Annotated in this window: 25 protein-coding genes and 1 riboswitch; of the genes, 16 read left to right on the top strand and 9 right to left on the bottom strand. The window is 73.0% G+C overall.

What is annotated here, in order from left to right:
- The first annotated feature begins 202 nt into the window (after positions 1–202).
- The 10 genes from hpnC to ACZ6K0_RS39850 all read left to right on the top strand — a co-directional run bounded on the left by hpnC (position 203) and on the right by ACZ6K0_RS39850 (position 10,824).
- A complete protein-coding gene (gene hpnC, locus ACZ6K0_RS39895; protein WP_469236045.1) occupies positions 203–1,114 on the top strand; it encodes a squalene synthase HpnC in 912 nt (303 codons plus the stop codon).
- Positions 1,111–2,061 carry a presqualene diphosphate synthase HpnD gene (gene hpnD, locus ACZ6K0_RS39890; RefSeq protein ID WP_376408239.1) on the top strand — a complete coding sequence of 317 codons (951 nt, stop codon included), beginning with the start codon at positions 1,111–1,113 and terminating at the stop codon, positions 2,059–2,061. The genes hpnC and hpnD overlap by 4 nt, the downstream gene beginning before the upstream one ends.
- 100 nt (positions 2,062–2,161) lie before the next feature.
- Positions 2,162–3,562, top strand: coding sequence for a hydroxysqualene dehydroxylase HpnE (gene hpnE / locus ACZ6K0_RS39885; RefSeq protein ID WP_376408242.1), 1,401 nt, complete (start codon positions 2,162–2,164; stop codon positions 3,560–3,562).
- Positions 3,559–4,659: a polyprenyl synthetase family protein gene (locus ACZ6K0_RS39880; RefSeq protein ID WP_376408244.1), complete on the top strand. Its 1,101-nt coding sequence runs from the start codon at positions 3,559–3,561 to the stop codon at positions 4,657–4,659. The genes hpnE and ACZ6K0_RS39880 overlap by 4 nt, the downstream gene beginning before the upstream one ends.
- A 107-nt stretch (positions 4,660–4,766) precedes the next feature.
- Positions 4,767–6,806: a squalene--hopene cyclase gene (gene shc, locus ACZ6K0_RS39875; RefSeq protein WP_469236046.1), complete on the top strand. Its 2,040-nt coding sequence runs from the start codon at positions 4,767–4,769 to the stop codon at positions 6,804–6,806.
- A complete protein-coding gene (locus ACZ6K0_RS39870; protein ID WP_469236047.1) occupies positions 6,806–7,495 on the top strand; it encodes a phosphorylase family protein in 690 nt (229 codons plus the stop codon). The genes shc and ACZ6K0_RS39870 overlap by 1 nt, the downstream gene beginning before the upstream one ends.
- 7 nt (positions 7,496–7,502) lie before the next feature.
- Positions 7,503–8,525, top strand: coding sequence for an adenosyl-hopene transferase HpnH (hpnH, locus tag ACZ6K0_RS39865; RefSeq protein ID WP_376408250.1), 1,023 nt, complete (start codon positions 7,503–7,505; stop codon positions 8,523–8,525).
- Positions 8,526–8,547: 22 nt separating this feature from the next.
- Positions 8,548–9,933 carry an aspartate aminotransferase family protein gene (locus ACZ6K0_RS39860; protein ID WP_376408252.1) on the top strand — a complete coding sequence of 462 codons (1,386 nt, stop codon included), beginning with the start codon at positions 8,548–8,550 and terminating at the stop codon, positions 9,931–9,933.
- Between the two features lie 75 nt (positions 9,934–10,008).
- Positions 10,009–10,638, top strand: a complete 630-nt coding sequence (locus tag ACZ6K0_RS39855; RefSeq protein ID WP_469236048.1) for a helix-turn-helix domain-containing protein — start codon at positions 10,009–10,011, stop codon at positions 10,636–10,638.
- A 33-nt stretch (positions 10,639–10,671) separates the two neighbouring features.
- The gene (locus tag ACZ6K0_RS39850; protein WP_376408258.1) at positions 10,672–10,824 is read left to right on the top strand and encodes a DUF6126 family protein; all 153 of its coding nucleotides are present in this window, start codon (positions 10,672–10,674) and stop codon (positions 10,822–10,824) included.
- Positions 10,825–10,837: 13 nt separating this feature from the next.
- Here ACZ6K0_RS39850 and ACZ6K0_RS39845 read toward each other — a convergent pair whose 3' ends face one another.
- Positions 10,838–11,659 (bottom strand): tyrosine-protein phosphatase, encoded by an 822-nt coding sequence (locus ACZ6K0_RS39845; RefSeq protein WP_376408261.1) that lies wholly within the window; start codon positions 11,657–11,659, stop codon positions 10,838–10,840.
- A 387-nt stretch (positions 11,660–12,046) separates the two neighbouring features.
- A riboswitch (cyclic di-AMP (ydaO/yuaA leader) is annotated at positions 12,047–12,208 on the top strand.
- Between the two features lie 4 nt (positions 12,209–12,212).
- On the opposite strand from ACZ6K0_RS39845, the gene ACZ6K0_RS39840 reads away from it, so the two are divergent.
- Entirely contained in the window at positions 12,213–13,247 is a 1,035-nt protein-coding gene (locus tag ACZ6K0_RS39840) for a M23 family metallopeptidase (RefSeq protein ID WP_469236049.1), read from the top strand.
- 150 nt (positions 13,248–13,397) lie between these two features.
- The gene (locus tag ACZ6K0_RS39835) at positions 13,398–14,192 is read left to right on the top strand and encodes an SGNH/GDSL hydrolase family protein (protein WP_376408267.1); all 795 of its coding nucleotides are present in this window, start codon (positions 13,398–13,400) and stop codon (positions 14,190–14,192) included.
- On the opposite strand, the gene ACZ6K0_RS39830 is transcribed toward ACZ6K0_RS39835, so the two are convergent.
- The 5 genes from ACZ6K0_RS39830 to ACZ6K0_RS39810 are packed head-to-tail and all read right to left on the bottom strand — an operon-like array spanning position 14,179 to position 19,373.
- Positions 14,179–15,045, bottom strand: a complete 867-nt coding sequence (locus ACZ6K0_RS39830; protein WP_376408269.1) for an STM4011 family radical SAM protein — start codon at positions 15,043–15,045, stop codon at positions 14,179–14,181. The two genes, ACZ6K0_RS39835 and ACZ6K0_RS39830, sit on opposite strands and share 14 nt — an antisense overlap.
- 8 nt (positions 15,046–15,053) lie before the next feature.
- On the bottom strand, positions 15,054–16,400 hold the full coding sequence (locus ACZ6K0_RS39825) for an STM4012 family radical SAM protein (protein ID WP_469236050.1): 1,347 nt from the start codon (positions 16,398–16,400) through the stop codon (positions 15,054–15,056).
- The gene (locus ACZ6K0_RS39820; RefSeq protein WP_376408551.1) at positions 16,397–17,218 is read right to left on the bottom strand and encodes an STM4013/SEN3800 family hydrolase; all 822 of its coding nucleotides are present in this window, start codon (positions 17,216–17,218) and stop codon (positions 16,397–16,399) included. Before ACZ6K0_RS39820 ends, ACZ6K0_RS39825 begins: the two co-directional genes overlap by 4 nt.
- 11 nt (positions 17,219–17,229) lie before the next feature.
- Positions 17,230–18,408, bottom strand: a complete 1,179-nt coding sequence (locus ACZ6K0_RS39815; RefSeq protein ID WP_469236051.1) for an STM4014 family protein — start codon at positions 18,406–18,408, stop codon at positions 17,230–17,232.
- Entirely contained in the window at positions 18,405–19,373 is a 969-nt protein-coding gene (locus ACZ6K0_RS39810; RefSeq protein ID WP_376408277.1) for an STM4015 family protein, read from the bottom strand. Before ACZ6K0_RS39810 ends, ACZ6K0_RS39815 begins: the two co-directional genes overlap by 4 nt.
- A 189-nt stretch (positions 19,374–19,562) precedes the next feature.
- Here ACZ6K0_RS39810 and ACZ6K0_RS39805 point away from each other — a divergent pair, with 189 nt between their 5' ends.
- From ACZ6K0_RS39805 to ACZ6K0_RS39795, 3 genes are all read left to right on the top strand, one after another.
- Positions 19,563–19,889 (top strand): hypothetical protein, encoded by a 327-nt coding sequence (locus tag ACZ6K0_RS39805; RefSeq protein ID WP_376408280.1) that lies wholly within the window; start codon positions 19,563–19,565, stop codon positions 19,887–19,889.
- Between the two features lie 76 nt (positions 19,890–19,965).
- Positions 19,966–20,991 carry a DUF6745 domain-containing protein gene (locus ACZ6K0_RS39800; RefSeq protein ID WP_469236063.1) on the top strand — a complete coding sequence of 342 codons (1,026 nt, stop codon included), beginning with the start codon at positions 19,966–19,968 and terminating at the stop codon, positions 20,989–20,991.
- A 140-nt stretch (positions 20,992–21,131) separates the two neighbouring features.
- Positions 21,132–21,938, top strand: coding sequence for an SIMPL domain-containing protein (locus tag ACZ6K0_RS39795; protein WP_469236052.1), 807 nt, complete (start codon positions 21,132–21,134; stop codon positions 21,936–21,938).
- 24 nt (positions 21,939–21,962) lie between these two features.
- Here ACZ6K0_RS39795 and ACZ6K0_RS39790 read toward each other — a convergent pair whose 3' ends face one another.
- Both ACZ6K0_RS39790 and ACZ6K0_RS39785 read right to left on the bottom strand, forming a co-directional pair.
- Positions 21,963–22,655: a TetR/AcrR family transcriptional regulator gene (locus ACZ6K0_RS39790; protein ID WP_469236053.1), complete on the bottom strand. Its 693-nt coding sequence runs from the start codon at positions 22,653–22,655 to the stop codon at positions 21,963–21,965.
- A gap of 162 nt (positions 22,656–22,817) precedes the next feature.
- Positions 22,818–23,996 carry a Glu/Leu/Phe/Val dehydrogenase dimerization domain-containing protein gene (locus ACZ6K0_RS39785; RefSeq protein ID WP_376408288.1) on the bottom strand — a complete coding sequence of 393 codons (1,179 nt, stop codon included), beginning with the start codon at positions 23,994–23,996 and terminating at the stop codon, positions 22,818–22,820.
- Positions 23,997–24,128: 132 nt separating this feature from the next.
- Here ACZ6K0_RS39785 and ACZ6K0_RS39780 point away from each other — a divergent pair, with 132 nt between their 5' ends.
- Entirely contained in the window at positions 24,129–25,328 is a 1,200-nt protein-coding gene (locus ACZ6K0_RS39780; RefSeq protein WP_376408290.1) for an MBL fold metallo-hydrolase, read from the top strand.
- Positions 25,329–25,648: 320 nt separating this feature from the next.
- Here the strand turns inward: ACZ6K0_RS39780 and ACZ6K0_RS39775 are convergent, their stop codons facing one another.
- Positions 25,649–26,185: an SMI1/KNR4 family protein gene (locus tag ACZ6K0_RS39775; protein ID WP_469236054.1), complete on the bottom strand. Its 537-nt coding sequence runs from the start codon at positions 26,183–26,185 to the stop codon at positions 25,649–25,651.
- Positions 26,186–26,259 lie beyond the last annotated feature (74 nt).

Here is a 26,259-nt window from a genome sequence, read left to right as displayed (position 1 = left end):
CTGGACCGGTCTGTTTCGAGGCAAGTAGGGCGATACCCCACGGCCATCGGGTCGCCGGGAGACGGCCCGGCGGGCAGGAGTAGGCGGCGTGTCCGAAATAGGATGGATTGGATCGGCAGTGTAGAACGGGAGTCGTGACGGCCATGACGCAGAATCTCCAGCTCCACGAGGGTGTCGCCGTCCCCCCGTCGGGCAGCGCCCAGTGACGGGAACCCGGCAGGTGCGCCCCGACGCCTCCACGCGCACCACACTCGGCAAGGCCGCGGACGAGAACTTCCCCGTGGCCCCCTTCTTCCTGCCCCGGGCCTGGCGCGACGACCTCATGGCCGTCTACGGGTACGCCCGCCTCGTCGACGACATCGGCGACGGCGACCTCGCCCCCGGCGGCGCCGACGCCCGGCACCTCGGCCTCACCCCCGAGGAGGCGGAGGACCGGATCGCCCTCCTCGACGCCTTCGAGGCCGACCTCCGGCGCGTCTTCGACGGCGCCCCCCGACACCCCCTGCTGCGCGCGCTCCAGCCGACCGTCCGGCGGTGCGGCCTCACCCCCGAGCCCTTCCTCGGGCTGATCGCGGCCAACCGCCAGGACCAGCTGGTCCGGCGCTACGAGACGTACGACGACCTCCTCGCGTACTGCGAGCTCTCCGCGAACCCCGTCGGCCGCCTCGTCCTCGCCATCACGGGCACCGACACCCCGGAGCGGATCCGGCGCTCCGACGAGATCTGCACCGCCCTGCAGATCGTCGAGCACCTCCAGGACGTCGCCGAGGACCTCGGCAACGACCGGATCTACCTGCCCGCCGAGGACCTCAAGCGGTTCCACGTCACCGAGGACGACCTCGCCCGGCCCACCGCGGGCGCCTCCGTGCGCGCCCTGATCGCCTTCGAGGCCGAGCGGGCCCGTGAACTCCTGCACGCGGGCACCCCGCTCGTCGGCAGCGTCCACGGCCGGCTCCGCCTCCTCCTCGCCGGATTCGCCGCCGGGGGCCTCGCGGCGCTCGACGCGGTCGCCGCCGCCGGATTCGACGTCCTGCCCGGTCCGCCGAGGCCCACCAAGCCGAGCCTGATGCGCCAGGCCGGAGCGGTTCTGCTCCAGGCGCGGAGAGAGGGGTGAGCGCCACCGTGGAGGGACAGCTCCAGCCGACCGCACCGGTCCAGGCCGCCTACAGCTACTGCGAGGCGGTCACCGGGCAGCAGGCCCGCAACTTCGCCTACGGGATCCGGCTGCTGCCGACCGAGAAGCGCCAGGCGATGTCCGCGCTGTACGCGTTCTCGCGGCGCGTCGACGACATCGGCGACGGCACGCTCGCGCCCGAGGCCAAGCGGGAGCGGCTCGAAGCCACCCGCGCGCTGCTCGACCGGGTCCGCGCGGGCGAGGTCGACGACGACGACACCGACCCCGTCGCGGTCGCCCTCGCCGACTCGGCCCGCCGCTTCCCGATCCCGCTCGGCGGTCTCGACGAGCTCATCGACGGCGTCCTCATGGACGTCCGAGGCGCGACCTACGAGAGCTGGGACGACCTCAAGGTCTACTGCCGCTGCGTCGCCGGAGCGATCGGCCGGCTCTCGCTCGGCGTCTTCGGCACCCAGCCCGGCGCCCAGGGAGCCGACCGCGCCCCCGAGTACGCCGACACCCTGGGGCTCGCGCTCCAACTGACCAACATCCTCAGGGACGTCCGCGAGGACGCCCTGAACGGGCGCACCTACCTGCCCGCCGACGACCTCGCCAAGTTCGGCTGCGGGGAAGGCTTCGGCAGCGAGACCCCGCCCCCCGGCGCCGACTTCGCCGGGCTCGTCCACTTCGAAGTCCGGCGCGCCCGCGCCCTGTTCGCCGAGGGCTACCGGCTCCTGCCGATGCTCGACCGGCGCAGCGGCGCGTGCGTCGCCGCCATGGCCGGCATCTACCGGCGGCTGCTCGACCGCATCGAGCGCGACCCCGAGGCCGTGCTCCGCGGCCGGGTCTCGCTGCCGGGCCGGGAGAAGGCGTACGTCGCCGTGCGCGGCCTCTCCGGGCTCGACACCCGGCACATCGCCCGACGTACGGTCAGGAGGCGTGCCTGATGCGCCCGTGCGCCCCCGTCCGCCGGGCAACCCGGAACGCCTCCCCGGCGTCCCTGCCTGCGGCACCCCTGCCGACCGACGCGACCCGAACGGAGGCCGTGTGACGACCGAAGGAACCGAGCGGCACCCCCGGCAGCCCCACGCCGTCGTCGTCGGCGGCGGGCTCGCCGGGATCACGGCCGCGCTCCAGCTCGCCGACGCCGGCGTCCGCGTCACCCTGCTCGAAGGCCGGCCCCGCCTCGGCGGCCTCGCCTTCTCCTTCCGCCGCGGCGACCTCACCGTCGACAACGGCCAGCACGTGTACCTGCGCTGCTGCACCGCCTACCGCTGGTTCCTCGACCGGATCGACGGCGCCCGCCTCGCCCCCCTCCAGGACCGCCTCGACGTCCCCGTCCTCGACGTCGCGCACCCCCGCGGCCCCCGGCTCGGCCGGATCCGCCGCGACAACCTCCCCGTACCGCTGCACCTCGCACGCAGCCTCGCCACGTATCCGCACCTCTCGCTCGCCGAGCGGGCCTCCGTCGGCCGGGCCGCGCTCGCCCTGAAGAAGCTCGACCCCGCCGACCCGGCGCTCGACGGCATCGACTTCGCCACCTGGCTCGGCCGCCACGGACAGTCCCCGCGCACCATCGAGGCGCTCTGGGACCTCGTCGGCATCCCGACCCTCAACGCCCCCGCCCCGCAGGCCTCCATGGGGCTCGCCGCGATGGTCTTCAAGACCGGCCTGCTCTCCGAGCCCGGCGCCGCCGACATCGGCTGGGCCCACGTCCCGCTCGGCGAACTCCACGACACCCGGCCCGCGAAGGAGCTCGACGCCCTCGGCGTCCGCACCCTGCTGCGCACCAAGGCCGAGCGGATCTCCCGTACCGACGACGGGCGTTGGGCCGTCGAGGTGCCGGGGGAGACGATCGACGCCGACACCGTCGTCCTCGCCGTACCGCAGCACGAGACGCACGGCCTGCTGCCCGAAGGCGCCCTCGACGATCCCGACCGGCTCCTCGACATCGACACCGCGCCCATCCTCAACCTGCACGTCGTCTACGACCGCAAGGTGCTGAAGCGGCCGTTCTTCACCGCGCTCGGCTCCCCGGTGCAGTGGGTCTTCGACCGCACCGACTCCTCGGGACTGCGGGGCGGCGGCCAGTACCTCGCCGTCTCCCAGTCCGCCGCCCAGGACGAGATCGACGAGCCCGTCGCCGCCCTGCGCGAGCGCTACCTTCCGGAGCTGGAGCGGCTGCTGCCCGCCGCCCGCGGCGCCGGGATCCGCGACTTCTTCGTCACCAGGGAGCGGACGGCCACGTTCGCCCCCTCCCCGGGCGTCGGCCGGCTCCGCCCCGGCGCCCGCACCAGGGTCCCCGGCCTCTACCTGGCCGGATCCTGGACCGCCACCGGCTGGCCCGCGACCATGGAGGGCGCCGTCCGCAGCGGTTTCAGCGCAGCGGGCGCCGCGCTCTCCACCCTCGGCCGCCGTCATGACCATCCGCTGCAGGAGGCGGCATGACTGTGAGTACCGGAACAAGAGGAGAGACCGTGCCGACTGTGCCGCCGGGTAATCCGGCCGTCGACACCGCGGACGTGTCCGCACTGCTGGAACGGGGGCGGACCCTGTCCACCCCCGTACTGCGGGCGGCCGTCGACCGCCTCGCAGCGCCCATGGACACCGTGGCCGCCTACCACTTCGGCTGGATCGACGCCCTCGGCAACCCTGCCGACGGCGACGGCGGCAAGGCGATCCGCCCCGCGCTCGCCCTGCTGTCGGCCGAGGCCGCGGGCGCCGCGCCCGAGGTAGGGATCCCCGGCGCCGTCGCCGTGGAGCTCGTCCACAACTTCTCGCTGCTCCACGACGACCTGATGGACGGCGACGAGCAGCGCCGCCACCGCGACACCGTGTGGAAGGTGCACGGGCCCGCCCAGGCCATCCTCGTCGGCGACGCCCTCTTCGCCCTCGCCAACGAGCTGCTGCTCGAACTCGGCACCGTCGAGGCCGGTCGGGCCACCCGCCGGCTGACCACGGCCACCCGCAAGCTCATCGACGGGCAGGCCCAGGACATCTCGTACGAGCACCGCGAGCGGGTCACCGTCGAGGAGTGCCTGGAGATGGAGGGCAACAAGACGGGCGCCCTGCTCGCCTGCGCCGTCTCCATCGGCGCCGTCCTCGGCGGGGCCGACGACCGCACCGCCGACAAGCTGGAGGAGTACGGCTACCACCTCGGCCTCGCCTTCCAGGCCGTCGACGACCTCCTCGGCATCTGGGGCGACCCGGAGGCCACCGGCAAGCAGACCTGGAGCGACCTGCGCCAGCGCAAGAAGTCGCTGCCGGTCGTCGCGGCCCTCGCCGCGGGCGGAACCGCCTCCGAGCGGCTCGGCGAGCTGCTCGCCGAGGACGCCAAGTCCAACGACTTCGACACCTTCTCCGAGGAGGAGTTCGCCTTCCGGGCCGCCCTCATCGAGGAGGCCGGAGGACGCGAGTGGACCTCCCAGGAGGCCCGCCGCCAGCACGCCGTCGCGATCGCGGCCCTGCACGAGGTGGACATGCCCGCCCGCGTGCGGGAGCAGCTCACCGCGCTGGCCGATTTCGTGGTCGTACGGAAGAGATGATCACCATCACCCTGATATGAGTTCGCGGTCGCCGGCCGGTGCCTTCCGGCGCCGGCCGACGGCAGACCCGTAGAAGCAGAAGTAACCGACTGCGCAAAGGGGAAGCCATGACAGCGACGACCGACGGAAGCGCCGGGGCCGTGGGCCCCCGGGCCGCCGCGGCCAGCACGACGCACGACACCGACGCCTCCGCGTCGGGCCTCGACGAGACCGCCGCACGGGCCGCGGAACGCGCCGTCGAGCACCTGCTCGCCCGCCAGGACCCGGCGGGCTGGTGGAAGGGCGACCTGGAGACCAACGTCACCATGGACGCCGAGGACCTGCTCCTCCGCCAGTTCCTGGGCATCCTCGACGCCGACACGCTCCGTGCCGCGGCCCTCCACATCCGCCGCGAACAGCGGGAGGACGGCGCCTGGGGCACCTTCTACGGCGGACCCGGCGAGGTCTCCGCCACCGTCGAGGCCTATGTGGCACTGCGGCTCGCCGGGGACCCGCCCGAGGCCCCGCACATGGCCCGCGCCTCCGCCTGGGTCCGCGCCCGGGGCGGCATCGCCGCCGCCCGGGTCTTCACCCGGATCTGGCTGGCCCTCTTCGGCTGGTGGCGCTGGGAGGACCTGCCCGAGCTGCCCCCCGAGCTGCTCTTCCTGCCGAAGTGGTTCCCGCTCAACATCTACGACTTCGGCTGCTGGGCCCGGCAGACGATCGTGCCGCTCACCGTGGTCTCCGCGAAGCGCCCGGTCCGCCCCGCGCCCTTTCCGCTCGACGAGCTGCACACCGATCCGGCGCGCCCGAACCCGCCCCGGCCCCTCGCCCCGGCCACCGGCTGGGACGGGATCTTCCAGCGGCTCGACAAGGCGCTGCACGTCTACCACCGGGTCGCCCCCCGCGCGCTGCGCGGGACCGCGATGAAGACGGCCGCGCGGTGGATCATCGAGCGCCAGGAGAACGACGGCTGCTGGGGCGGCATCCAGCCCCCCGCCGTCTACTCCGTCATCGCCCTGCACCTCCTCGGCTACGACCTCCAGCACCCGGTCATGCGCGCGGGCCTGGAGTCCCTCGACCGGTTCGCGGTCCGGCGCGAGGACGGCTCCCGCATGATCGAGGCCTGCCAGTCGCCGGTCTGGGACACCTGTCTCGCCACCATCGCGCTCGCCGACGCCGGGCTCCGTCCCGACCACCCGGCCCTGGTGAAGGCCGTCGACTGGATGCTGGACGAGGAGATCACCAAGGAGGGCGACTGGGCGGTGCGCCGCCCCGGACTCCCGCCGGGCGGTTGGGCGTTCGAGTTCCACAACGACAACTACCCCGACATCGACGACACCGCCGAGGTCGTCCTCGCCCTGCGCCGGGTCGACCACCCCGACCCCGCCCGGGTGGAGGCGGCCATCGCCCGGGGCGCGCGCTGGACGGTCGGGATGCAGTCGCGCAACGGCGCCTGGGGAGCCTTCGACGCCGACAACACCAGTGTGTTCCCCAACAAGCTGCCGTTCTGCGACTTCGGCGAGGTGATCGACCCGCCGTCCGCCGACGTCACCGCCCATGTGGTGGAGATGCTCGCCTACGAGGGGCAGGCCCGGCACCCCCGGACGCGCCGGGGAATCGAGTGGCTCCTCGCCGAACAGGAGCCGAACGGTGCCTGGTTCGGCCGCTGGGGCGTCAACCACGTCTACGGGACGGGGTCGGTGGTCCCGGCCCTCACCGCCGCGGGGCTGCCCGGCTCCCATCCGGCGATCCGCCGGGCCGTCGCCTGGCTGGGCTCCGTACAGAACGAGGACGGGGGCTGGGGCGAGGACCTCCGCTCGTACGAGGACGCGGAGTGGATCGGCCGCGGCGCCTCCACCGCCTCCCAGACCGCGTGGGCGCTCATCGCCCTCCTCGCGGCGGGGGAGCGCGACTCCGAGCCCGTCCGGCGGGGCGTCGCCTGGCTCACGGAGACGCAGCGCGAGGACGGCTCCTGGGACGAGCCGTACTTCACGGGCACCGGCTTCCCCTGGGACTTCTCCATCAACTACCACCTCTACCGGCTGGTCTTCCCGCTCACGGCGCTCGGCCGCTACGTGTACGGGGATCCCTCGCCGCAGTCGGCCCGCTCGCCCCGTTCCGCCCATCCGGCGCGCTCCTCCCGGCCGACCGCCGAGGAGGGCTGATGGCCCGCGAGCCGGGCCCGGGGCCGACCCCCCGCCCCGGCACCGCTCCGCCGCTGCTGATCGCCTGCGCGCTCGGCATCGAGAAGCTCGCCCTGCGCAGCGGGGACCGGGGCGGGGCCCCCGGACCGGTCACCGTGGTGCGTACGGGCATGGGGCCCGCCCACGCCCGCCGCGCCGTGTCCCGGGCGCTCGGCGAGGAGCGGTGGGCGGACGCCGCCGTCATCGCCTCCGGCTTCTGCGCGGGGCTCGCCCCGGGCATGCACCCGGGGGACCTGATCGTCGCCGAGGAGACCCGGGGCGCCGACGGCACGACCCCCTGCGTGGGCACCGAGCTCCTGGTGAAGGCGCTGGTCAAGGCCGTGCCCGGGCGGACCGTCCACACCGGCCCGCTGACCGGCTCCGACCACGTGGTGCGCGGGCCCGAGCGGGTCGCGCTGCGGGCCACCGGCGCGATCGCCGTCGACATGGAGTCCGCGGCGACCCTGCGGACCGCGCGGGAGGCCGGCCGGCTCGGGGCAGGGCCGGACGCCCGCCCGGTTGCGGCCGTCCGGGTGGTCGTGGACGCTCCAGAACATGAACTGGTCCGGATCGGCACGGTACGCGGGGGAATATCGGCCTTCCGTGTTCTCCGTGCCGTCCTTCCCGCATTCTTCGAATGGCACCGTTCTTTGCTGCTCCCCAGGAGGTGAGCGAGTTATGGCCATGCCGCTCCGTCAGTCCATCAGGGTCGGGACCTACCTCTTCGAACAGAAGCTCCGCAAGCGGGACAAGTTCCCGCTGATCGTCGAGCTGGAGCCGCTCTACGCCTGCAACCTCGCATGCGAGGGCTGCGGAAAGATCCAGCACCCGGCGGGTGTCCTCAAGCAGCGCATGCCGGTCGCACAGGCCGTCGGCGCGGTCCTGGAGTCCGGCGCCCCCATGGTGTCCATCGCGGGCGGCGAGCCCCTGATGCACCCTCAGATCGACGAGATCGTGCGCCAGTTGGTCGCCAAGAGGAAGTACGTCTTCCTCTGCACCAACGCGATGCTGCTCCGCAAGAAGCTGGAGAAGTTCACGCCCTCGCCGTACTTCGCCTTCGCCGTGCACATCGACGGCCTGCGCGAGCGACACGACGAATCCGTCGCCAAGGAGGGCGTGTTCGACGAAGCGGTGGCGGCCATCAAGGAGGCCAAGCGGCGCGGCTTCCGCGTCACCACCAATTCGACCTTCTTCAACACCGACACCCCGCAGACCATCATCGAGGTGCTCAATTACCTCAACGACGACCTCCAGGTCGACGAAATGATGATCTCGCCCGCCTACGCCTACGAGAAGGCCCCCGACCAGGAGCACTTCCTCGGCGTCGAGCAGACCCGCGAACTCTTCAAGAAGGCCTTCGCGGGCGGAAACCGGCGCCGCTGGCGTCTCAACCACTCGCCGCTCTTCCTGGACTTCCTGGAAGGAAAGGCCGATTTCCCGTGCACGGCCTGGGCCATTCCCAACTACTCGCTCTTCGGCTGGCAGCGCCCCTGCTATCTGATGAGCGACGGATACGTCCCCACGTACCGCGAACTCGTCGAGGAAACCGACTGGGACAAGTACGGCCGCGGTAAGGACCCGCGCTGCGCCAATTGCATGGCGCACTGCGGCTACGAGCCCACCGCCGTCCTCGCCACCATGGGGTCCCTCAAGGAGTCCCTGCGCGCGATCCGGGAGACCGTCTCCGGGAACAGCACGTGAGAGCGGGGGAGGTGGGCGGGCGATGAGCGAGGAGTTCGATCTGCGGGCCCTGCTCGCCGAGCGCGGCGGCGAGCGGTACGAACTGCACGCCAAGTACCTCAACCACCAGCTGCCGCGCATGCTCCACACCATCGGCTTCGACAAGGTGTACGAGCGGGCCGAGGGCGCCCACTTCTGGGACGCCGACGGTGTCGACCACCTCGACATGCTCGCCGGCTTCGGCGTGATGGGCCTCGGACGGCACCACCCCGTCGTCCGCAAGGCCCTCCACGACGTCCTGGACGCCCAGCTCGCCGACCTCACCCGCTTCGACTGCCAGCCGCTGCCGGGACTGCTCGCCGAACGGCTGCTCGCGCACAGCCCGCACCTCGACCGGGTCTTCTTCGGCAACAGCGGCACGGAAGCCGTGGAGACCGCCCTCAAGTTCGCCCGGTACGCCACCGGGCGGCCCAGGGTCCTCTACTGCTCCCACGCCTTCCACGGGCTCACCACCGGCTCGCTCTCCGTCAACGGCGAGCGCGGCTTCCGGGAGGGCTTCGACCCGCTCCTGCCGGACACCGCGATCGCCCTCGGCGACCTCGAAGCCCTGGAGCGGGAGCTGCGCCGGGGCGACGTGGCCGCCTTCGTCGTGGAGCCGATCCAGGGCAAGGGCGTCCACGAGGCGCCGCCCGGCTTCCTGCGTGCCGCGCAGGAGCTGCTGCACCGGCACGGCGCGCTGCTGATCGCGGACGAGGTGCAGACCGGCCTCGGCAGGACCGGGGACTTTTACGCCTACCAGCACGAGCCGGGGGTCGAACCGGACCTGGTCTGCGTCGCCAAGGCGCTGTCCGGCGGCTACGTGCCGGTCGGCGCCACCCTCGGCAAGGACTGGATCTTCAAGAAGGTCTACTCGTCGATGGACCGGGTCCTCGTCCACTCGGCGAGCTTCGGATCGAACGCGCAGGCCATGGCGGCCGGGCTCGCCGTCCTCTCGGTCATGGAGAGCGAGGACACCGTCGCCCACGTCCGGCGGATCGGTGACCTGCTGTCCGGGCGCCTCCAGGAGCTCGTACCCCGGTACGAGCTGCTGCACGAGGTGCGCGGACGCGGTCTGATGATCGGGATCGAGTTCGGCCGGCCGACGTCCCTGGGGCTGCGCGGCCGGTGGGCGATGCTCCAGGCGGCCCGCAAGGGCCTCTTCGCCCAGATGGTCGTCGTGCCCCTGCTCCAGCGGCACCGGATCCTCACCCAGGTCTCCGGGGACCACCTGGAGGTGATCAAACTGATTCCGCCGCTGGTCGTCGACGAGGCGGACGTGGACCGGTTCGTCACCGCCTTCACGGCGGTCATGGACGAGGCCCACGGCGGCGGCGGGCTGATGTGGGACTTCGGGAGGACCCTGGTGAAACAGGCCGTGGCCCAGCGCTGAGCCGGACGGATCCCCGATCTTTGCCTCTGAGGCAAGAAACTTGCCTCAGAGGCATGATCCTGGCGCAATGGACGCATGGACCACGTCCCCGGGGACACCTCCCCGGACCCCGCCACCCCCGACGTCCTGCCCGACGTCGCCCCGCAGCTGCGGGCCCTGCGCCGCCGCCGGGGACTCACCCTGGAGGCCGCCGCCCAGCGGGCCGGCCTCTCGCCGGCCCACCTCTCCCGCCTGGAGACGGGGAACCGGCAGCCTTCGCTGCCGATGCTGCTCGCCCTCGCCCGTATCTACGGTACGACGGTCTCCGAGCTCCTCGGCGAGACCCCGCCCGAGCGCGATCCCGTCGTCCGGGCCGGCCGCTCCGAGCCCGTCGAGGCCGACGGCTGGATCTACCGCCAGGCCGGCGGCGCCGGGCGAGCGCTCCAGTGCCTGCGCGTCCACGTGCCGTACGCCACCCGGGGCGACATCGTGCGCGTCCACCCCGGCGAGGAGTGGATCCACGTCCTGGAGGGACGGGTGCGGCTCGCGCTCGGCGACGCCGTCCACGTCCTCGATCCGGGGGACGGCGCGCACTTCGACTCGCTCACCCCGCACCGCATCGGCGCCGCCACGTCCGGCGGGGCCGAGCTGCTCTTCGTCCACACCCTGATGCAGAGTCCCGTCGCCGAGCTGTGTCTCGGCGACGGAACCCCGCACCGACGCTGACCCCACGTGCCCCTTCGTCAGAAAAGGACCGAGATGTCCGAGAAGTCACGACCTGTCACCGGCGAGGAGCGCGGGGAAGGCAAGTTCCCCAAGGGGCTGGTCCTCCGTCTCTTCGCGTACCTGATCGCCGGACACCTCTTCGCCGGTTTCCTCTACCTGCTCTTCGCGATGGGCGCGAAGAGCTAGGAGCGGTCCGCGCCTACGCCTCGACGAGGAAGCGCTCCCGCAGCCGCTCACGGGTCTCCGGGGCCAGCTTGAGCCCCTCGGTCAGGTAGGTCTCCACCGAGCCCCAGGTCGCGTCGATCGTCTCGAACGCGGCCCGCAGGTACTCCACCCGCGCGTCGAAGAGCGGGCTCAGCAGCTCCATCACCTCGGGCGACATCGCGTCCGCGGCGGTGGAGCTGCGGCGCACCTTGTAGCGGCGGTGCGGGTCGTTCGACTTCACGTAGTCGGCCTCGATCGCCTCGCGCTCGACGTCGAGGGCGAGCAGTGTGATCGCGATGGAGAGGCCGGCGCGGTCCTTGCCCGCGGCGCAGTGCATCAGGGCCGGGACGCTCTCCTCCGCCATGGAGTGCAGGATCCGGCTGTGCTCCGAGGTCCGCTCGACGATCATCTTGCGGTACGAGTCGGACATCCGGGCGGCCGCCTTGCCGTCGCCCAGGATCTCCCGCAGCTGGGCGATGTCGCCGTCGCGCACCAGCTTCCAGAACTCCTTGCCGTCGGCCGGGTCGTTGAGCGGTATGTTCACGTTCCGCACGCCGGGGAGCTCGACGTCCGCGCCCTCGACCTTGCGGTCGGCCTCGTTGCGGAAGTCGAAGACGGTGTGCAGGCCGAGCGAGGCGAGGAAGGCGGCGTCCGCCTCGGTGGCGTGGGCGAGGTGGCCGCTGCGGAAGAGGCGCCCGGGTCGCACGGCGCGCCCGTCCGTCGTCGGCAGGCCGCCCACGTCCCGGAAGTTGCGGACCTCGGCCAGCTCGGGTTCGTTCGCTTCGGTGGGCGGGACCTGCGGCAGCTGCTGCGTCACGGATGCTCCTGGGGGTCGACGTTCGGGGGCCCGATGCGAGATCGGTGCCTAGGACAATCATCCAGGTGGGAGGGGGTCTGCGCACCCCCTCGGACGGGAATGGGCGATCTGTCCGAAATGAGGGGTAAGGGAGAACGCGCCCTGTTTGCAGGTGAGATGGGCCGAGCCGCGTGAGCAGGGTCATAGAAGTGACGGATCGTGGCCGAAGGCCCCCGGCAATTGCCGTACGGAAAAAGGAAATCGAAGGACCGTCATCGACGGAGGGTGACCGGAATTCCGCCCGGAATGCGGCCCGTGTAATGCCGGGGGAAATCTGCGGCTTGTTCGCTCCGACCCCGCTCGTCTAGCGTCACCGTCAATCCGGTCGGACCGCCGAATCCTGCCACCGTCCGGAATCCGCACTCATCCCATGCGTGGCAGGAGCGGGGGACCCAGGAAGTACGCCGGTCCCGCGACACAGGACGGCTCGGGGTGAAGCCGCGTGAGAACGCGGCCGGGCATCTCCAGTCCGAACCCGACAGCTCACCTCGTAGGCGCCGGAGAGGAATTCGCCATGCCCGCGAAGGGTAAGCACCGCCGTACCAGGACCAACCCGCTCACGCGTGGACTCGTCGCCGCCGGTACCGGAGGCGCCGTCGTCGCGCTTCCGCTCCTCGGCGCCACCGGGGCCCACGCCGCCGAGCAGGCCGCCCCGGCCGCCGTCCCCGCCCAGGCCGTCAGCGCCGCCGCCCAGGTGAAGGCGCCCGCCGCCCTCCAGGCCGCGCCGACCGCCGCCGCGAAGGCCGCGCCGAAGACGTACTCCGTCGTCAGCGGCGACTACCTGTCGAAGATCGCCGGCGAGCACCACCTCGCGGGCGGCTGGCAGAAGCTGTACCAGGACAACCGCCAGGTCGTCGGCGAGAACCCCTCGCTGATCCTGCCCGGCATGAAGCTCACCCTCGGCGCCAAGAACACCGCGCACGCCGCCCCCAAGCACGTCGCCCCGAAGAGCGCCGCGCCCAAGGCCGCCGCCGAGAGCACGCAGAGCTCCGAGAAGAACGGCGACACCTCGCGCGCCTCGCGCAGCAGCCAGCGCTCCGCCGCCCCGGCCGCCGCCTCCGCCGAGTCGCAGAGCTCGCAGTCCTCGCAGACGTCTCAGTCGTCTCAGTCGTCTCAGTCGGCGGGTGCCGATACCTCCGCGTCCGGCTGGGTCACGCCCGTCGCCGGCGGCGGCTTCTCCACCCCGTACCGCGCCTCCGGCTCCATGTGGTCCTCCGGCTACCACACCGGTGTCGACTTCATCGCCTCCTCCGGCACCACCGTCCGCGCCGTCGGCGCCGGCACGGTCGTCTCCGCCGGCTGGAGCGGCGCCTACGGCAACGAGGTCGTCATCCAGCACGCCGACGGCAACTACTCGCAGTACGCCCACCTCTCCTCCCTCTCCGTCTCGTCCGGCCAGACCGTCAGCGGCGGCCAGCAGATCGGCCTCTCCGGCTCGACCGGCAACTCCACCGGCCCGCACCTGCACTTCGAGATCCGTACCTCCCCGAACTACGGCTCCGACGTCGACCCGCTGGCCTACCTGCGCCAGCACGGCGTCTCCGTCTGACACGCACGCTCCCCGGCGGCCCGGCACACCTGTGCCGGGCCGCCGGCGTATTCCGGCTTGGGAGAATCTTTATCGGTGGCATATGTCACCCGACGTCAACCCTTCCTTACGGTCGCGTAGGTCACATCCGAAAGGGAAGGATGTGCTCCCGTGGCAGACGATTCGAGATCAAGAGACAAGAACGCATTCGGGTCGTACGCGGCGATCGGTGACAGCTTCACCGAGGGTGTCGGAGACCCCGGACCCGACGGGACGTACGTCGGCTGGGCGGACCGCTTCGCGGTCCTGCTCGCCGACGAGCTGCCGGAGCACGACGACTTCCGCTACGCCAACCTGGCCGTACGCGGGCGACTGCTCGACCAGATCGTGGCGGAACAGGTCCCCCGGGCGAAGGAACTCGCCCCCGACCTGGTGACCTTCTGTGCCGGCGGCAACGACATCATCCGGCCCGGCACGGACCCCGACGACGTGGCCGAGCGCTTCGAGCGCGCCGTCGCGGACCTGACCTCCGCCGTCGGCACGGTCATGGTGACCACCGGCTTCGACACCCGCGACATCCCCGTGCTCCGGCATCTGCGCGGGAAGATCGCCACGTACACCGCCCACGTCCGGTCCATCGCGGACCGCTACGACTGCCCGGTCCTCGACCTGTGGTCCCTCAAGTCCGTGCAGGACCGGCGGGCCTGGGACGACGACCGGCTGCACCTCTCGCCCGACGGCCACACCCGCGTCGCCCTGCGCGCCGCCCAGGTCCTCGGCCTGCCGGTGCCCGCCGACCCGGACCAGGCGTGGCCGCCGCGCCCCCCGCGCGGCACGCTGGAGGTGCGCCGCGACGACATCCACTGGGCCAAGGAGTACCTCGTGCCCTGGATCGGGCGCAGGCTGCGCGGCGAGAGCTCGGGCGACCACGTCGAGGCCAAGCGCCCCGACCTCATGCCTCTCTGAGCAGCGACGGGCCGCCGGCCGGGATCCGCTCCAGGACCCCGCCGGCGAACACGTCGTACAGCGGCAGCGTCTCCAGGTGGACGTAGCCGATGTGACAGTCGCAGACGCCGAGGGGGCAGGCCCGGGGACGCAGGGCGGCGCGGTACGAACCGTCGTACAGGTTGCCCAGCTCCGCCTTGACGAAGTGGCAGCGCCGTACCGTCCCCTCGCCGTCCACCGAGATCACCGACTCGCCCGTACGGCACGGCAGCCCCGCCGAGCGGTGCGGCCGTCTGCTGTAAGGGAAGAGCGGATCGATCCCCGTCCACTCCTCGGCCTCCGCGTCCGTGTACGTGTGCCCCTCGGCCGCGTTCACCCAGAGGTAGACGTGCGGCGGCAGGTCGGCGCGCAGCCGGCGGGCGTCGTCCCGGTGCTCGGGCAGGCCGACCACACCGACGCTGAACCGGATGCCCCCGTCCGTCAGCTCGCGGCACTTGCCGAGGAAACGCTCGTACGGCGTCTGGCCCGGGTGGTACGTGCACCACAGGGCGACGCTCGCCGGGTCCGCCTCCGCCAGCCAGTCCGTCCGGCAGCTCAGATTCGTCTGGATCGCCACCCGCTCGACGTGCGGCAGTCGCGACAGGTCGACGAGCGCCCGCCGGTACCAGGAGCGCACGAGACCCTCGCCCCACGGGGTGAAGAGGATCCGCAGCCGGTCGCCGGTCTGCCCGGCGGCCCACCCGGTGAACCGGTCGAGCGCGGCCCGGTCCGCGCGCAGCTGCTCGCGGCTGTCCCGGCGCTTGGCGAAGGGACAGTAGGGGCAGTCGAAGTCGCAGGAGGCGAGCGGGCCGCGGTAGAGCAGCGTCAGATCCATGCCCGCCCCTACTTCGGCTCGTACGCGGCCATGGCGGCCCGCACGTCGGGCGAGAACAGCTCCGGGCCGAGCCCGTCCGAGTACGCGAGCCCCTCAGGCGAGAGCCGGAGCAGCCCCGCGGGGGCGTCCGCGTCGAGCCAGCCGAGGGCCTCGAACCGGGCCAGCTCCACGGGGAAGTCCGTGAACGGCGAGGAGCCGAACCGCTCCTCGTAGCCGGTGACCGGCATGCCCTCCGCCTGGAGCAGCGACTGGAGCAGATGGCGGCGGCGGGCCTCCTCCGCGTCGACCCACCGGCCCACCTCGACGCGCGAGAAGTCCTCGGTCTCCGTGTAGGCGTCGATGATCGAGCGGATCTCGCGCATGTCGACGGCGTAGTCGAAGGAGTAGTGCAGCGCCGACGTGTACGAGCGGGCGCCGCAGCCCAGACCGATCATCCCGTCTGTCTGGCAGGCGTAGTCGTCCGGGCCGAGGGGAGCGGCGTCCGTCCGCCGGAACATCCGCATCGACACCTGCTCGTACCCCTGCGCGCGGAGGTGGTCCCGGCCGTACCGGTAGAGGCGCAGCCGCCGCTCGTCCCACTCGCGGTCGGCGTCGGGGGAGATCCGGCCGAGGCCGGTGAGCGGGCGCACGTACAGCGGGTAGAGGTACAGCTCCTCGGGCTGCCAGGCGAGCGCCGCGTCGAGCGAGGAGCGCCAGGACTGCTCGGTCTGTCCGTCGATCCCGTAGATGAGGTCGATGTTGAGGACGGGCACGCCGGTGTCCCGGATCCGGCCGAGGGCGGCCTCGACGTCCGCGCGCCGCTGCGGCCGGACCGCCGCCCGGGCCTCCGCCTCCACGAAGCTCTGCACCCCGATGCTGAGACGGGTCGCGCCCCGCTCGGCGAGAACCGCGAGCCGGTCGGCGGTCGCGGTCGCGGGGGAGGTCTCGACGGAGAGCGGCACCGCCCGCAGGTCGACCCCCATCCGCTTCTCGGCGATGTCGCACAGCCGCTCCAGCTCGCCGGCGGTGAGGAAGGTGGGCGTGCCACCGCCGAACGCGGCCGTCGCGAACCGCACCGGAGCGCCGTCCCCCCGGGGGTCGCCGAGCGCCTCGCGGACCGCCGTGGCCTGGCGGTCGAGGGCGTCGAGATAGCGGGTGGTCAGCTCGTCGGGCGCGCCGATGCGGGTGAAGAGGTTGCAGAAACCGCAGCGGACCTCGCAGAACGGTATGTGCGCGTAGAGGGAGAGCGCGTCCTTCGGCTCCGCCTCCCAGAGGGCGCCGAGGGAGGGCCGGTCGGGGAGCGCGCGGTACGCCGTCTTGTGCGGATACGCGTAGACGTAGCTGCGGTACGGGCGGGGGATGGTGGTCTCGCTCATGCCGTCGCCTCCAGCGCGGGGCCGTCCAGGACGAACTGCGCGTACGGCACGGTCCACACGACCTCGTGGCCGAGCCGGTGGCCGGTGTGGCCGTCCTCCCCGTACGCGGTGCCGTGGTCCGAGCAGACGATCGCGAAGCAGGGGCGCCGGCTGCTCATCGCGGCGAACAGCCGTCCGATGTGCCGGTCGACGTATTCGAGGGCCGCCGCGTGGGTGGCCCGGGAGTCCCCGGCCTCGCGGGTCGCCCCCGGCAGATGGAACCAGTTGGGCTGGTGCAGCGCGGACACGTTGACGAAGAGGAAGAGCCGCCGTTCGCGGGGGAGCGCGGCGACGACCTCCTCGGCGCGGTCCACCTGGGACGCGAAGGACGTCGGGGACGCGACGCCGAAGGACGGCTCCCAGTGACTCTCCTGGAACAGGCCGGGGAGGACGGAACCGAGCGGCGGCTGCTTGTTGAAGAAGCCCACCCCCCCGACGCAGACCGTCCGGTAGCCCTCGCCCGCGAGCCCCGAGACGAGGTCCGGGGTGTCGTGGACGTACGTGCCGTCGGCGGTCGACTCGCTGCCCGCGAACCGGGCCGCGAAGAGGCGGGGATGCGGCCCGGGAGCGGCCGGGGTCGGCAGGAAGCCCGCGAAGATCGCCTGGTGGGAGGCGTACGTGAAGCTGCCGGGCGCGTGCCGCCGCTCCCAGACCCCGCCCGGCAGGTGCCGGGCCAGGTGCGGGATGCGACCCTCGGCCGCCAGCTCGGCCGCCACGTCGTACCGCAGCGTGTCGAGGGTGACCAGGAGCAGGTCGTGGCTGCCGACGATCGCGTTCATGTCGGGCTGATTCACGTGGTGCTCGTTCCTGTGGTGCGGGGGGTCGCGTGGGTGAGGCGGGGGTCGGCGTGGGTGTGGCGGGCGTCGGTGGTGTGGGGGAACTGAGCGGCGACCTGCGCCGCGTACGTGTCGAGGCCCTCGGCGCCGCTGCCCGGCAGTCCCGTGAGCCTCGGCAGCAGATCGCCGAAGGCGTTGACCTCGCCCACCGCGAAGCGGCGCCAGCCGGTGGTGGGCAGCAGGTCGACGCCCACGCACCGGGTGCCGGGGAAGGCGGCGGCGGCCCGCTCGCACACGCCCAGCGCGTCCTCCCACCGCCCGCCTGCCGCGGCGATCGCGGCCCGGGCCGCGGCCAGGTCGCCCCGGGCGCCGCCCAGATGCAGATTGGTCATGGGGGAGCGGCTGGTGCGGACGACGGCATGGGTGGCCCGGCCGTCGATCACCACCACTCGCAGGTCGGCGGCCCGCCCGTCCTGCGTGGCCTTCGGCAGCCAGCGCTCGACGTGCAGCCCGTCGGGGGCGAGGGCGTCCACGATCGCGGCGATCTCCCGCTCGCTTGTGTAGCGCCGGACCCGGAGGGAGTTGAAGAGGCGTCCGTCCGGGCCGCGCTCCACCGAGGTGGTCGCCTGGATCCTGCCCGCGCCGTTCGTCTCCACCGCGAGCACTCCCGAGGCGGACGAGCCGTGTGCGAGCTTCACGAATATCCGCCGCAGCCCGGCCGTGTCGAGCAGCGACCGGAGGTCCGTCCAGCCGCCCACGGCCGGTGCGTCGGGGCCGGAGGTCGGCGAATCGGGCACCGGCACACCGGCCGCCCGCAGCCGGCCGTGGCTCAGCCGCTTGTCGAACAGGACCGCGAGCTCGCCGGGGTCGTCGACCAGGGACGCACCCGCCTCCGCCACGGCCCCCGAGAGCTCGGAGACGGCGGCGGTGAACCGGGCGTACCAGCGACCGGAGCCCTCGACGCGGGCCGGGTCGTCGACCCCGCGCAGCAGCCGGTCGGCCTCCGGATCCTCACCGGGGGAGTCGATGCGTACGGTCTCGCCGGGGGCGAACCGCGCCCGGCCGCCCAGCACGTCAGGCCAGGACACCACCCGCGCCCCGGGGAGCCCGGCGGACCGCAGCGCGTCCTGGAAGAACGCGACGCGGCGGCCCGCCGGATCGCCGACCACGACGAGGCGCGGGGCGGTGGTCATTCGGCTACCGCGACGTACCGGTAGACCCTGTCGCCGTCGTCCTCCGCGTCCTGCGGGTCATCGAGGTCGACCGTGACGCCGTGCGGGGCGAGCGCGGCCCGGACCCGCTCACGCATGGCCTCCGACAGGTAGTGGTGGGAGAGGTCGAGGTGGGTGAGGTGGGTCAGCGGCTGCCCGTCGAGGAGGGCCGCCGCGCCCTCGTCGGTCAGGACGCCCATGGAGAGGGCGAGCCGCTCGATCCGGGCGACGACCGGGGCACCGGCCACGGCCGCGGCGACCTCGTCCTGGATGACGCTGTTGCACAGGCCCAGGCGCCGCAGGGCGGGGAAGCCCGTGCCGGCGAGCAGGGGAGCCAGGTCCTCGACGGTGCTGTCGCCGCCGTACTCGTCGGTGCCGAGCCAGAGTTCCAGGTTCTCCAGGGCGGGCAGCTCGCTGCCGGCGATCCCGCGCACGACCTCGGCGTGCAGGCCGCCCGTCTCGACGACCAGGGTCTCCAGGGCGTCGTGCCGGACCGAGGGGAAGGCCAGCGCCGTGCCCCCGCGCACCCCGAACTCCCGCAGGGCGGGGTAGGCGGCGAGCAGCGGCGTCACATCGGACTGGATGATCCACGAGATCTCGCAGTCCTCGCCCGTCATGTCGCCGAGGAACACCGCGCGCAGGCCGGTGAGCCGGTCGGCGGCGGCGACCAGCGCCGCGACGATGGGGGCGGACGAGTCCTCGTACGCCTCGTCCCAGCCGCCGACGACCAGCGCGCGCACCCGCGCGGGATCGACCGTCTTGAGGAACCGCTCGAACTGCGGCTCCCAGAGCTCGTCCTCGGGCTCGCTGTACGTCGGGGCGGAGATCCGCCAGGCGACGGCGGCCGCGTCGGGCAGCGCGGCGGGCGCGGTCCCGTCCGCGTCGGCACTCGGGAAGTCGAACACGGGAAGGCCGTGGAAAACCTGCTGGTATTTCCCGATGGTCATGGCGGTGCTCCAGACAACGGACGACGTTGATCGGCTGATGCCAAGAGTTCTACCAAGCGGCACCGACAACGCCGTTCGCCGGGGGCCGCTCCACCGGGCTCGGGGCGAGGATCCGACCGATTGTCAGACCCGGCCTCTAGCGTCGTTCTCGTGTTCGGGCGAAGCGCGCCGAACGGGGAGGGGAGAGCCATGTACCGGCAGGGAGACGTGCTGATCGCGCCCGTCGACGAGACGGCCGTACCGGCCCGCGCGAAGGCCGCGGCGGGGGAGCCGAGGGACGCCAGGGGCCGCCTGGTCCTCGCCCTCGGCGAGGTCACCGGGCACGCCCACGCGATTCCCGGACCCGGGCGGCTCGTGCGGGAGTCGGGGCCCATCGGCCCGCTGCTGCTCGAACTGCCCGAGGGCGGCCGGGTGGTGCACGAGGAGCACGCCCCGATAGCCCTGCCCAAGGGCTGGTACCGGGTCGTGCGGCAGCGGGAGTACGTGCCCGGCGCCTACCGGATCGTCGCGGACTGACGACCCGACGGGCGTGAAGGGACGTGAGGGGCTCGACATGGGCAAGGACGAGGACTCGGGGGACATCGGCATGAACATGAACCGCACCACCGCACAGGACACGTGGCGGGCCGTCGCCGCGGCCACCGGACCGGCCGATCGCGCCGCCGCCGAGGCCGGCATCCGGCTCGCCTACCGCACGGCGGGGCTCGCCGAGCCCGCGCGCGTGCTCTGGGCCGACTCGCCGCTCGCGGCGGCAGCGCTCGTCAGGGGGCTTGACGACCCGGGCCGTTCGGTACGGGACGAGGTGCGCACACGGCCCTGGGCCGATGAGCGGCGGCGCCTCCACGACGAGCTCGGCCCGGCCGGCTGGGCGGCGCACTGGCAGGCGACCGGCGCGGGGCTCTGGGACCTCACGCGGGAGCTCGCCGAGCGGATCCGGGCCGGGGTGACGGAGGCCGCGGCGGAAAGGGTCACCGACGGGACCGCGCGGGAGGCGACCGCCGTGCGGCTCGTGCTGTTCGACGCGGTGCTCGGCCAGCACGACGCCGCCTGGCTCGCCGCGTTCGACGGGCGGGGCGAGCGGCTCGCGGGGCTCGCCGCCGTCGCCCGGCACGCCGGCTGGTGGTGGCCCTACGAGAACGTCGCCGTGGTCTGCGAGCGCCCGGTGGAGCTCCACCGGGACGAGGCCGGGCGCCTGGACCGGGGCGACGGCCCGGCGCTCGCGTACCCCGACGGCTTCGCCCTCCACGCCTGGCGGGGCATGCCGGTGGACGCCGACTTCCTGGCCGATCTCGCCGACCTCACCCCCGAGCTGATACGCGAGGAGGAGAACGCCGAACTGCGGCGCGTGATGTTGGAGTACTACGGCTACGACCGCTACCTCGCGGAGTCGGGCGCCCGGCACGAGCACCGCGACGAGACGGGCGTCCTGTGGCGCGTCGCACTGGCCGACGACGAGGACGTGGTGATGGTCGAGGTGGTCAACTCCACCCCCGAGCCGGACGGCAGCCACCGCACCTACTGGCTGCGGGTGCCGCCCTCGACCCGGACCGCGCGGGAGGGCGTGGCCTGGACCTTCGGACTGGACTCCGCCGCGTACGAGCCGCTCGTCCAGACCTGAGCGGGGCCCGGGGCGGGGTCCCGGCTGGTACGGAGAGGTGAAGGGGGCCGCTGGTCAGGAGTGGCGTGCGGGAGGCGACGGCGCCGGGTGCTGGGATGTGCCCGCCGGGGCTCCGGCACCCACCCCTGAAGGGACCGCCTGTGACGACCCGCCAGCACCGGACCGCCCGTACCGCGACGACCACCCGCGCGCCCGTGACGCGCCGCACCGCTCGGCTGCTCGCCGCCACCGCCGTGCTCGGCGGGCTGCTGGCCGGCACGGCGGGCCCCGCCCTGGCCGCCGCGCCCGGGCCGGCCGCTCTCCGCACCGCGGCTCCGGCGGCCGCGCCCGCCACGGTCTCCGTCACCGGGACGGGCCGGGCGTCCGCCGCACCGGACCTGGCGATCCTGTCCGTCGGGGTCGAGGCCGCCCGTAAGACGGCCAAGGAGGCCATGGCGGCGCAGAGCGCCTCGGCCGAGGCGCTCCTCGGCGTGCTGCGCAAGCGGGGGATCGCCGACCGGGACATCCGGACCGACAGCCTCTCGCTCTCCCCGGTGTACACGCAGAGCACGGACGGGGAGAGCAAGGTGACCGGGTACCAGGCCGGACAGTCCTTCTCCGTGAAGATCCGCGACCTCGACAGCACCGGGCAGGTCATCGGCGCCGTCAACGACGCCATCGGGGACGCGGGCCGGATCAACGGCGTCGTCTTCGACGTCGCCGACCCGTCGGCGCTGCGGACGAAGGCGCGTGAGGCCGCCTTCCAGGACGCGTACGACAAGGCCTCGCAGCACGCGCGGCTCAGCGGACACCGGCTCGGCCGGCTGGTCTCGCTCAGCGAGGGCGACTCGGTGCGTCCCGGCTCCGGCGCGGTGCCCCCGATGGCAGCGGACGAGCCGGGCGTCCCGCTGGCCCCGGGCGAGATCGAGGAGCAGGTCACCGTCTCGGCGGTCTTCGAGCTGCTCTGACGCCGCCGAGGTCCGCTCCGGCGGCTACGGGCCGGGCGGCTCCTCCGGCCCGCCGTGATCCCGCGCCCGGTCCCCTTCCCGTGTCCCGTCCTCGTCCGGTGCGCCGCCCCGTGTCTCCTCGGGCAGGTCCAGTCCCAGTTCCCGGGCGAGGGCGGCGTCCGCCCACCGCAGCAGCGTGGCGCGCGAGAGGGAGCCGGCGTACGCCGTCGTCTGGACCGCGAGCCCGTCGAGGAACGCGGTGAGCCGCCAGGCCGCCGCGGTCGGATCCGCACAGCGGAACTCGCCGGCCGCGACCCCCTCCGCGATCACCCGGGCGAGCGCCGCCTTCCACTCCCGGTCCAGCGAGGCCGCGACCTCGCGCAGCTCGGGGTCGCGCAGCGAGGCGGCCCACCCCTCGATCCACAGCCGCCAGCCCTTGGCCTGGCCGGTCGGCGCGTACCAGCGCACGGCGGCGCGCAGCCGGCGGACCGCCGTCGAGCGCCGTCCGAGCAGCTGTCGCAGGCGGGCGAGGTCGCCCTCGGCGGCGTGCGAGAAGGCGGCGGCGACCAGCTGTTCCTTGGTCGAGAAGTGGTAGAGCACGAGGGCGTTGCTCACCCCGAGGGCCGAGGCCACGTCGGAGATCCGGACGGCTGTGACGCCCCGGGCCTCGATCTGTTCGACGGCGGCCCGCAACAGCTCCTCCCGCCGCTCCGCCACGCTCAACCGCACTCTCGCCACGTCGGGCAGCCTACACAGCACATGACGCGGGCATGATCGTCGCGGAGCCCGGCGCGCGGAGCCCGGAGCCCGGCGCGCGGCCTGGGAGCGGCTCGGGCCGGGTCGAACCGGATCGGCCCGGCTCCGACAGCCTCCGACCGGCTCGGACCGGGTCGGGACGGCTCAGTACCAGCCGTAACGCTCGGCGATCAGCGGCAACCGCTCCGCGACCAGCGCGTGCGCCGCGGCGCGCGGGCTCGTGCCGTCCGCCGCCGCCCGGTCGAGCATGCCGCCCACCAGCTCCCGCATGGACCGCCGGACCCGGTCGAAGGCCTGCCCGGCGTCGGCCTCGATGTCGCCGAAGAGCGTCCACCACCACCAGGCGTTGGTGCACGAGTTCACGACCACGTCGGGCAGCACGGTCACCCCGCGCGCGGCGAGGGCCTCCTCGGCCTCCGCCAGGACCGGCATGTTGGCCGCCTCCGCGATCCAGCGGGCCGTGATCCGTCCCTGGTTCCAGGCGTCGATCGCGTACGAGACGGCCGCCGGCACCAGGACCTCCGCGTCGACCGCGAGCCAGGCGTCCCGGGGCTCCTCCCGGTCGCCGGGCCGCAGGGCCGTGCGGTCGACCGCGCCGTGGGCGTCGCGGGCGGCGAGCAGCGCCTCGACGTCGAGGCCGTCGGGGTTCACGATCGTGCCCCGGACGTCGGCGACGGCCACCACCCGCAGCCCGGCCCTGGCCAGGAACCGGGCGGCCGCCCCGCCCATCGTGCCGAGCCCCTGCACCGACACCCGGGTCCCGGCATGCGCCCGCCCGGCCCGGTCGAGGGCGACGAGCACGGACTCGGCGACACCGAGCCCGCCGACCAGTTCGTCGAGCCCGATCCCGTCCACCTCGATCGCGAACGCGTCGGCGAGCCGCTTCCGGGCCGTCGCCTCGTCGTCGAGGAGCGGGTACACCGCCTGCACGGACGAGACCAGCCCGGCCTCGGCCGCGGCCCGGTCCACCAGGTCCTGGGTGAGCCCGAGGTCCTCCCCGGTGGTCCAGAACCGCTCGATGTACGGCCGCATGGCCCGCAGATAGCGCACGAGGACGCCGTACGCCTCGGGGGAGCGGGGATCGCAGTCGATGCCGCCCTTGGCGCCGCCCAGCGGGACGTAGCGGGCCTCGGGGTCGTAGTGCAGGGCCTCCTTCATGGTCATGCCGCGGGCGAGCCCGGTGACCTCGGCCACCGTGCACCCCTCGCGCATCCGCAGGCCGCCGCTGGCCACCCCGCGCACCAGCCGGTCGACGACCAGATGGCCCCGGCGGCCGGTCACGTGATCGGTCCAGTCGACGGACAGCAGGGGGGTGGGGCTCATCGCGGGTCTCCTCGGAGGGGCTGGTGCGGAACGAGGGTTTTACTGAACAGCGATTCAGTATGACCGGCCTTCCCGGCCGTCAGCGGCGCGGGCCGCCCATAATGGAACGACCCCCAGAGATCAGGAGGTCCTGTGACCGGTACCGGCTCCGACCGTTCCCCACGGGCTCGGCTGCGCGCGCTGCGCCCCGAGTCCTTCGGCGCGGACCCCGCGGGCGCGCGCCTCGCCCGCATCCGCCGCTCGCCGAACTTCGCGGACGGGATCTTCCAGAACCCCGAACCGGCCCGCCGCGGGCCCTCGGGCTCCACCCTGGAGTTCGCCAAGATCTACTTCGAGAAGGAAGGACGCGCGCGCCGAGCCCCCACCGGCACGATCCCCGTCCATCCCACCACCGTCGCCGACCTGGCCAAGGCGCCGGTCACCGGGCTGCGCCTCACCTGGATGGGGCACTCCGGCGTCCTCGCCGAGATCGACGGGCACCGGGTCCTCTTCGACCCGGTCTGGGGAGACCGCTGCTCCCCCTTCCCCTTCGCCGGCCCGAAGCGGCTCCACCCGGTGCCCGCGCCCCTCGCGGCGCTCGGCCCGGTCGACGTCGTCGTGATCTCGCACGACCACTACGACCACCTCGACCTGCCGACGATCAAGGCGCTCGCCACCACCGACACCGTCTTCGCGGTGCCGCTCGGCGTCGGGGCGCACCTGGAGCGCTGGGGCGTGGCCGCCTCCCGCCTCCACGAGCTGGACTGGAACGAGTCCACCGAGATCGGCGCGCTGCGGCTCACGGCCACCCCGGCCCGCCACTTCTGCGGCCGGGGCATCCGCAACCGGCAGCACACGCTCTGGGCCTCCTGGGTCGTCCAGGGCCCCGAGCACCGGATCTTCCACAGCGGGGACACCGGCTACTTCTCCGGCTTCAAGGACATCGGCGCCGCCCACGGCCCCTTCGACGCCACCATGATCCAGATCGGCGCGTACTCGGAGTTCTGGACCGACATCCACATGACTCCCGAGGAGGGCATGCGGGCCCATCTGGACCTCCAGGGCGGTGCGGCGTCCGGCGTCATGCTGCCGATCCACTGGGGCACGTTCAGCCTGGCATTCCATGCGTGGGCGGAGCCGGGGGAGTGGACGCGGGACGTGGCGGAGGAGGCTGGCCAGGCGGTGGCGTTCCCGCGGCCTGGTGAGCCTTTCGAGCCGGCGGGGAAGTTGCCGGGGGAGGCGTGGTGGCGGGCTGTGTCCCGTCCGATCGCGCGCCCGTGGCGCCGCCCCCGGGGTGCCGAGATCGAGGCCGAGAAGCGCAGCGACGATCTCGACCTTGCGGGCGAGCGGTGACATCGACCGGGGAAGACCGTGCCGAGGTCGTGCGGATGCTGGAGCGTCTTCCGGCTGAAGGGCGTGATCGTGTGCTGCGGGCCTTGGACGGGGCGCCCCGCGGAGTGCGTTCTGTCGTCGCTCAGCAGTTCAGGCCGTTGCCGACTGCGAGGGGATCGTCGCGAGTTGTGGTCCGAACGCGCATCGTGGACGGCTGAACCGCGGCCTTGAGTACGGGCTGATCGCGGTCTACGACTTACGGGACCTGGCTCACGAGGGCGGCTGTGCCGGTGTGAGCCAGGTCCCGTCCGCGATCGCGAGGTGACGGCGAAGTCCGTCGGTCACTCAGGATCGGCGTAGGACACGTACTTCGGCGACGGCGCGTATCCAGTCATGGTGAACGGCTTGAACTCCTCATCCGTCAACATGCGGTGGACGAATTCGGAGGTGCTCATCCGGTAGGTGTGCCATTCCTCCGTGTGGTCCGTTCGCGCGACGATCGGCCAGTTCTCCGGATCCGGGTCGTTCGCGAGCCAGAAGTACTCGTACCCCTCGGCTGCCGCCCCCGCCCACCTGATGAGCCCCTCTTTCCCGGGGGCGTAGATCCGGTAGGGGTCGTAGACACTCTCGGCCTCGGGAAAGCTATCGAGCGCACGATGGAGCCGCCGCAGGCTGTCGATCACCTCCAGGTGAGTACCGCCCTTCGACGTGTAGAGATACAGAAAGCCATTGAACTCACCCCGGCCGAACACCTCGCACAACTGCTTGAAATCCGCCGGAAGCGGCGTGCCCAGTTCCGACTCCACCGTCGGCCAGTCGACGTGTACGTCTTCCGACCGGCGGCCGACTGCTTCCAGGATCTGCTGGACCCATGACATCTGCACAACGCTCCGCTTCTTGTGGGGGAATCGAAGGTGGCTCCGTCCCCGAGCACGCACCGGTGCTCGGGGAC

Source organism: Streptomyces sp. NPDC042346, assembly GCF_055581845.1.
The sequence above is the reverse complement of the archived record's forward strand: the minus strand, read 5'-3'. Positions and strand labels throughout refer to the sequence as shown.

Excerpts from the sequence above, each read along its gene's own strand:
- hpnH (WP_376408250.1), top strand. The coding sequence starts at position 7,503 with ATGGCCATGCCGCTCCGTCAGTCCATCAGGGTCGGGACCTACCTCTTC.
- ACZ6K0_RS39850 (WP_376408258.1), top strand. The coding sequence starts at position 10,672 with ATGTCCGAGAAGTCACGACCTGTCACCGGCGAGGAGCGCGGGGAAGGC.
- ACZ6K0_RS39775 (WP_469236054.1), bottom strand. The coding sequence starts at position 26,185 with ATGTCATGGGTCCAGCAGATCCTGGAAGCAGTCGGCCGCCGGTCGGAA.
- ACZ6K0_RS39860 (WP_376408252.1), top strand. The coding sequence starts at position 8,548 with ATGAGCGAGGAGTTCGATCTGCGGGCCCTGCTCGCCGAGCGCGGCGGC.
- shc (WP_469236046.1), top strand. The coding sequence starts at position 4,767 with ATGACAGCGACGACCGACGGAAGCGCCGGGGCCGTGGGCCCCCGGGCC.
- ACZ6K0_RS39815 (WP_469236051.1), bottom strand. The coding sequence starts at position 18,408 with ATGACCACCGCCCCGCGCCTCGTCGTGGTCGGCGATCCGGCGGGCCGC.
- ACZ6K0_RS39810 (WP_376408277.1), bottom strand. The coding sequence starts at position 19,373 with ATGACCATCGGGAAATACCAGCAGGTTTTCCACGGCCTTCCCGTGTTC.
- ACZ6K0_RS39870 (WP_469236047.1), top strand. The coding sequence starts at position 6,806 with ATGGCCCGCGAGCCGGGCCCGGGGCCGACCCCCCGCCCCGGCACCGCT.
- ACZ6K0_RS39840 (WP_469236049.1), top strand. The coding sequence starts at position 12,213 with ATGCCCGCGAAGGGTAAGCACCGCCGTACCAGGACCAACCCGCTCACG.
- ACZ6K0_RS39820 (WP_376408551.1), bottom strand. The coding sequence starts at position 17,218 with ATGAACGCGATCGTCGGCAGCCACGACCTGCTCCTGGTCACCCTCGAC.
- ACZ6K0_RS39805 (WP_376408280.1), top strand. The coding sequence starts at position 19,563 with ATGTACCGGCAGGGAGACGTGCTGATCGCGCCCGTCGACGAGACGGCC.
- ACZ6K0_RS39825 (WP_469236050.1), bottom strand. The coding sequence starts at position 16,400 with ATGAGCGAGACCACCATCCCCCGCCCGTACCGCAGCTACGTCTACGCG.
- ACZ6K0_RS39800 (WP_469236063.1), top strand. The coding sequence starts at position 19,966 with ATGAACCGCACCACCGCACAGGACACGTGGCGGGCCGTCGCCGCGGCC.
- ACZ6K0_RS39830 (WP_376408269.1), bottom strand. The coding sequence starts at position 15,045 with ATGGATCTGACGCTGCTCTACCGCGGCCCGCTCGCCTCCTGCGACTTC.
- ACZ6K0_RS39855 (WP_469236048.1), top strand. The coding sequence starts at position 10,009 with ATGGACCACGTCCCCGGGGACACCTCCCCGGACCCCGCCACCCCCGAC.
- ACZ6K0_RS39785 (WP_376408288.1), bottom strand. The coding sequence starts at position 23,996 with ATGAGCCCCACCCCCCTGCTGTCCGTCGACTGGACCGATCACGTGACC.
- ACZ6K0_RS39880 (WP_376408244.1), top strand. The coding sequence starts at position 3,559 with ATGACTGTGAGTACCGGAACAAGAGGAGAGACCGTGCCGACTGTGCCG.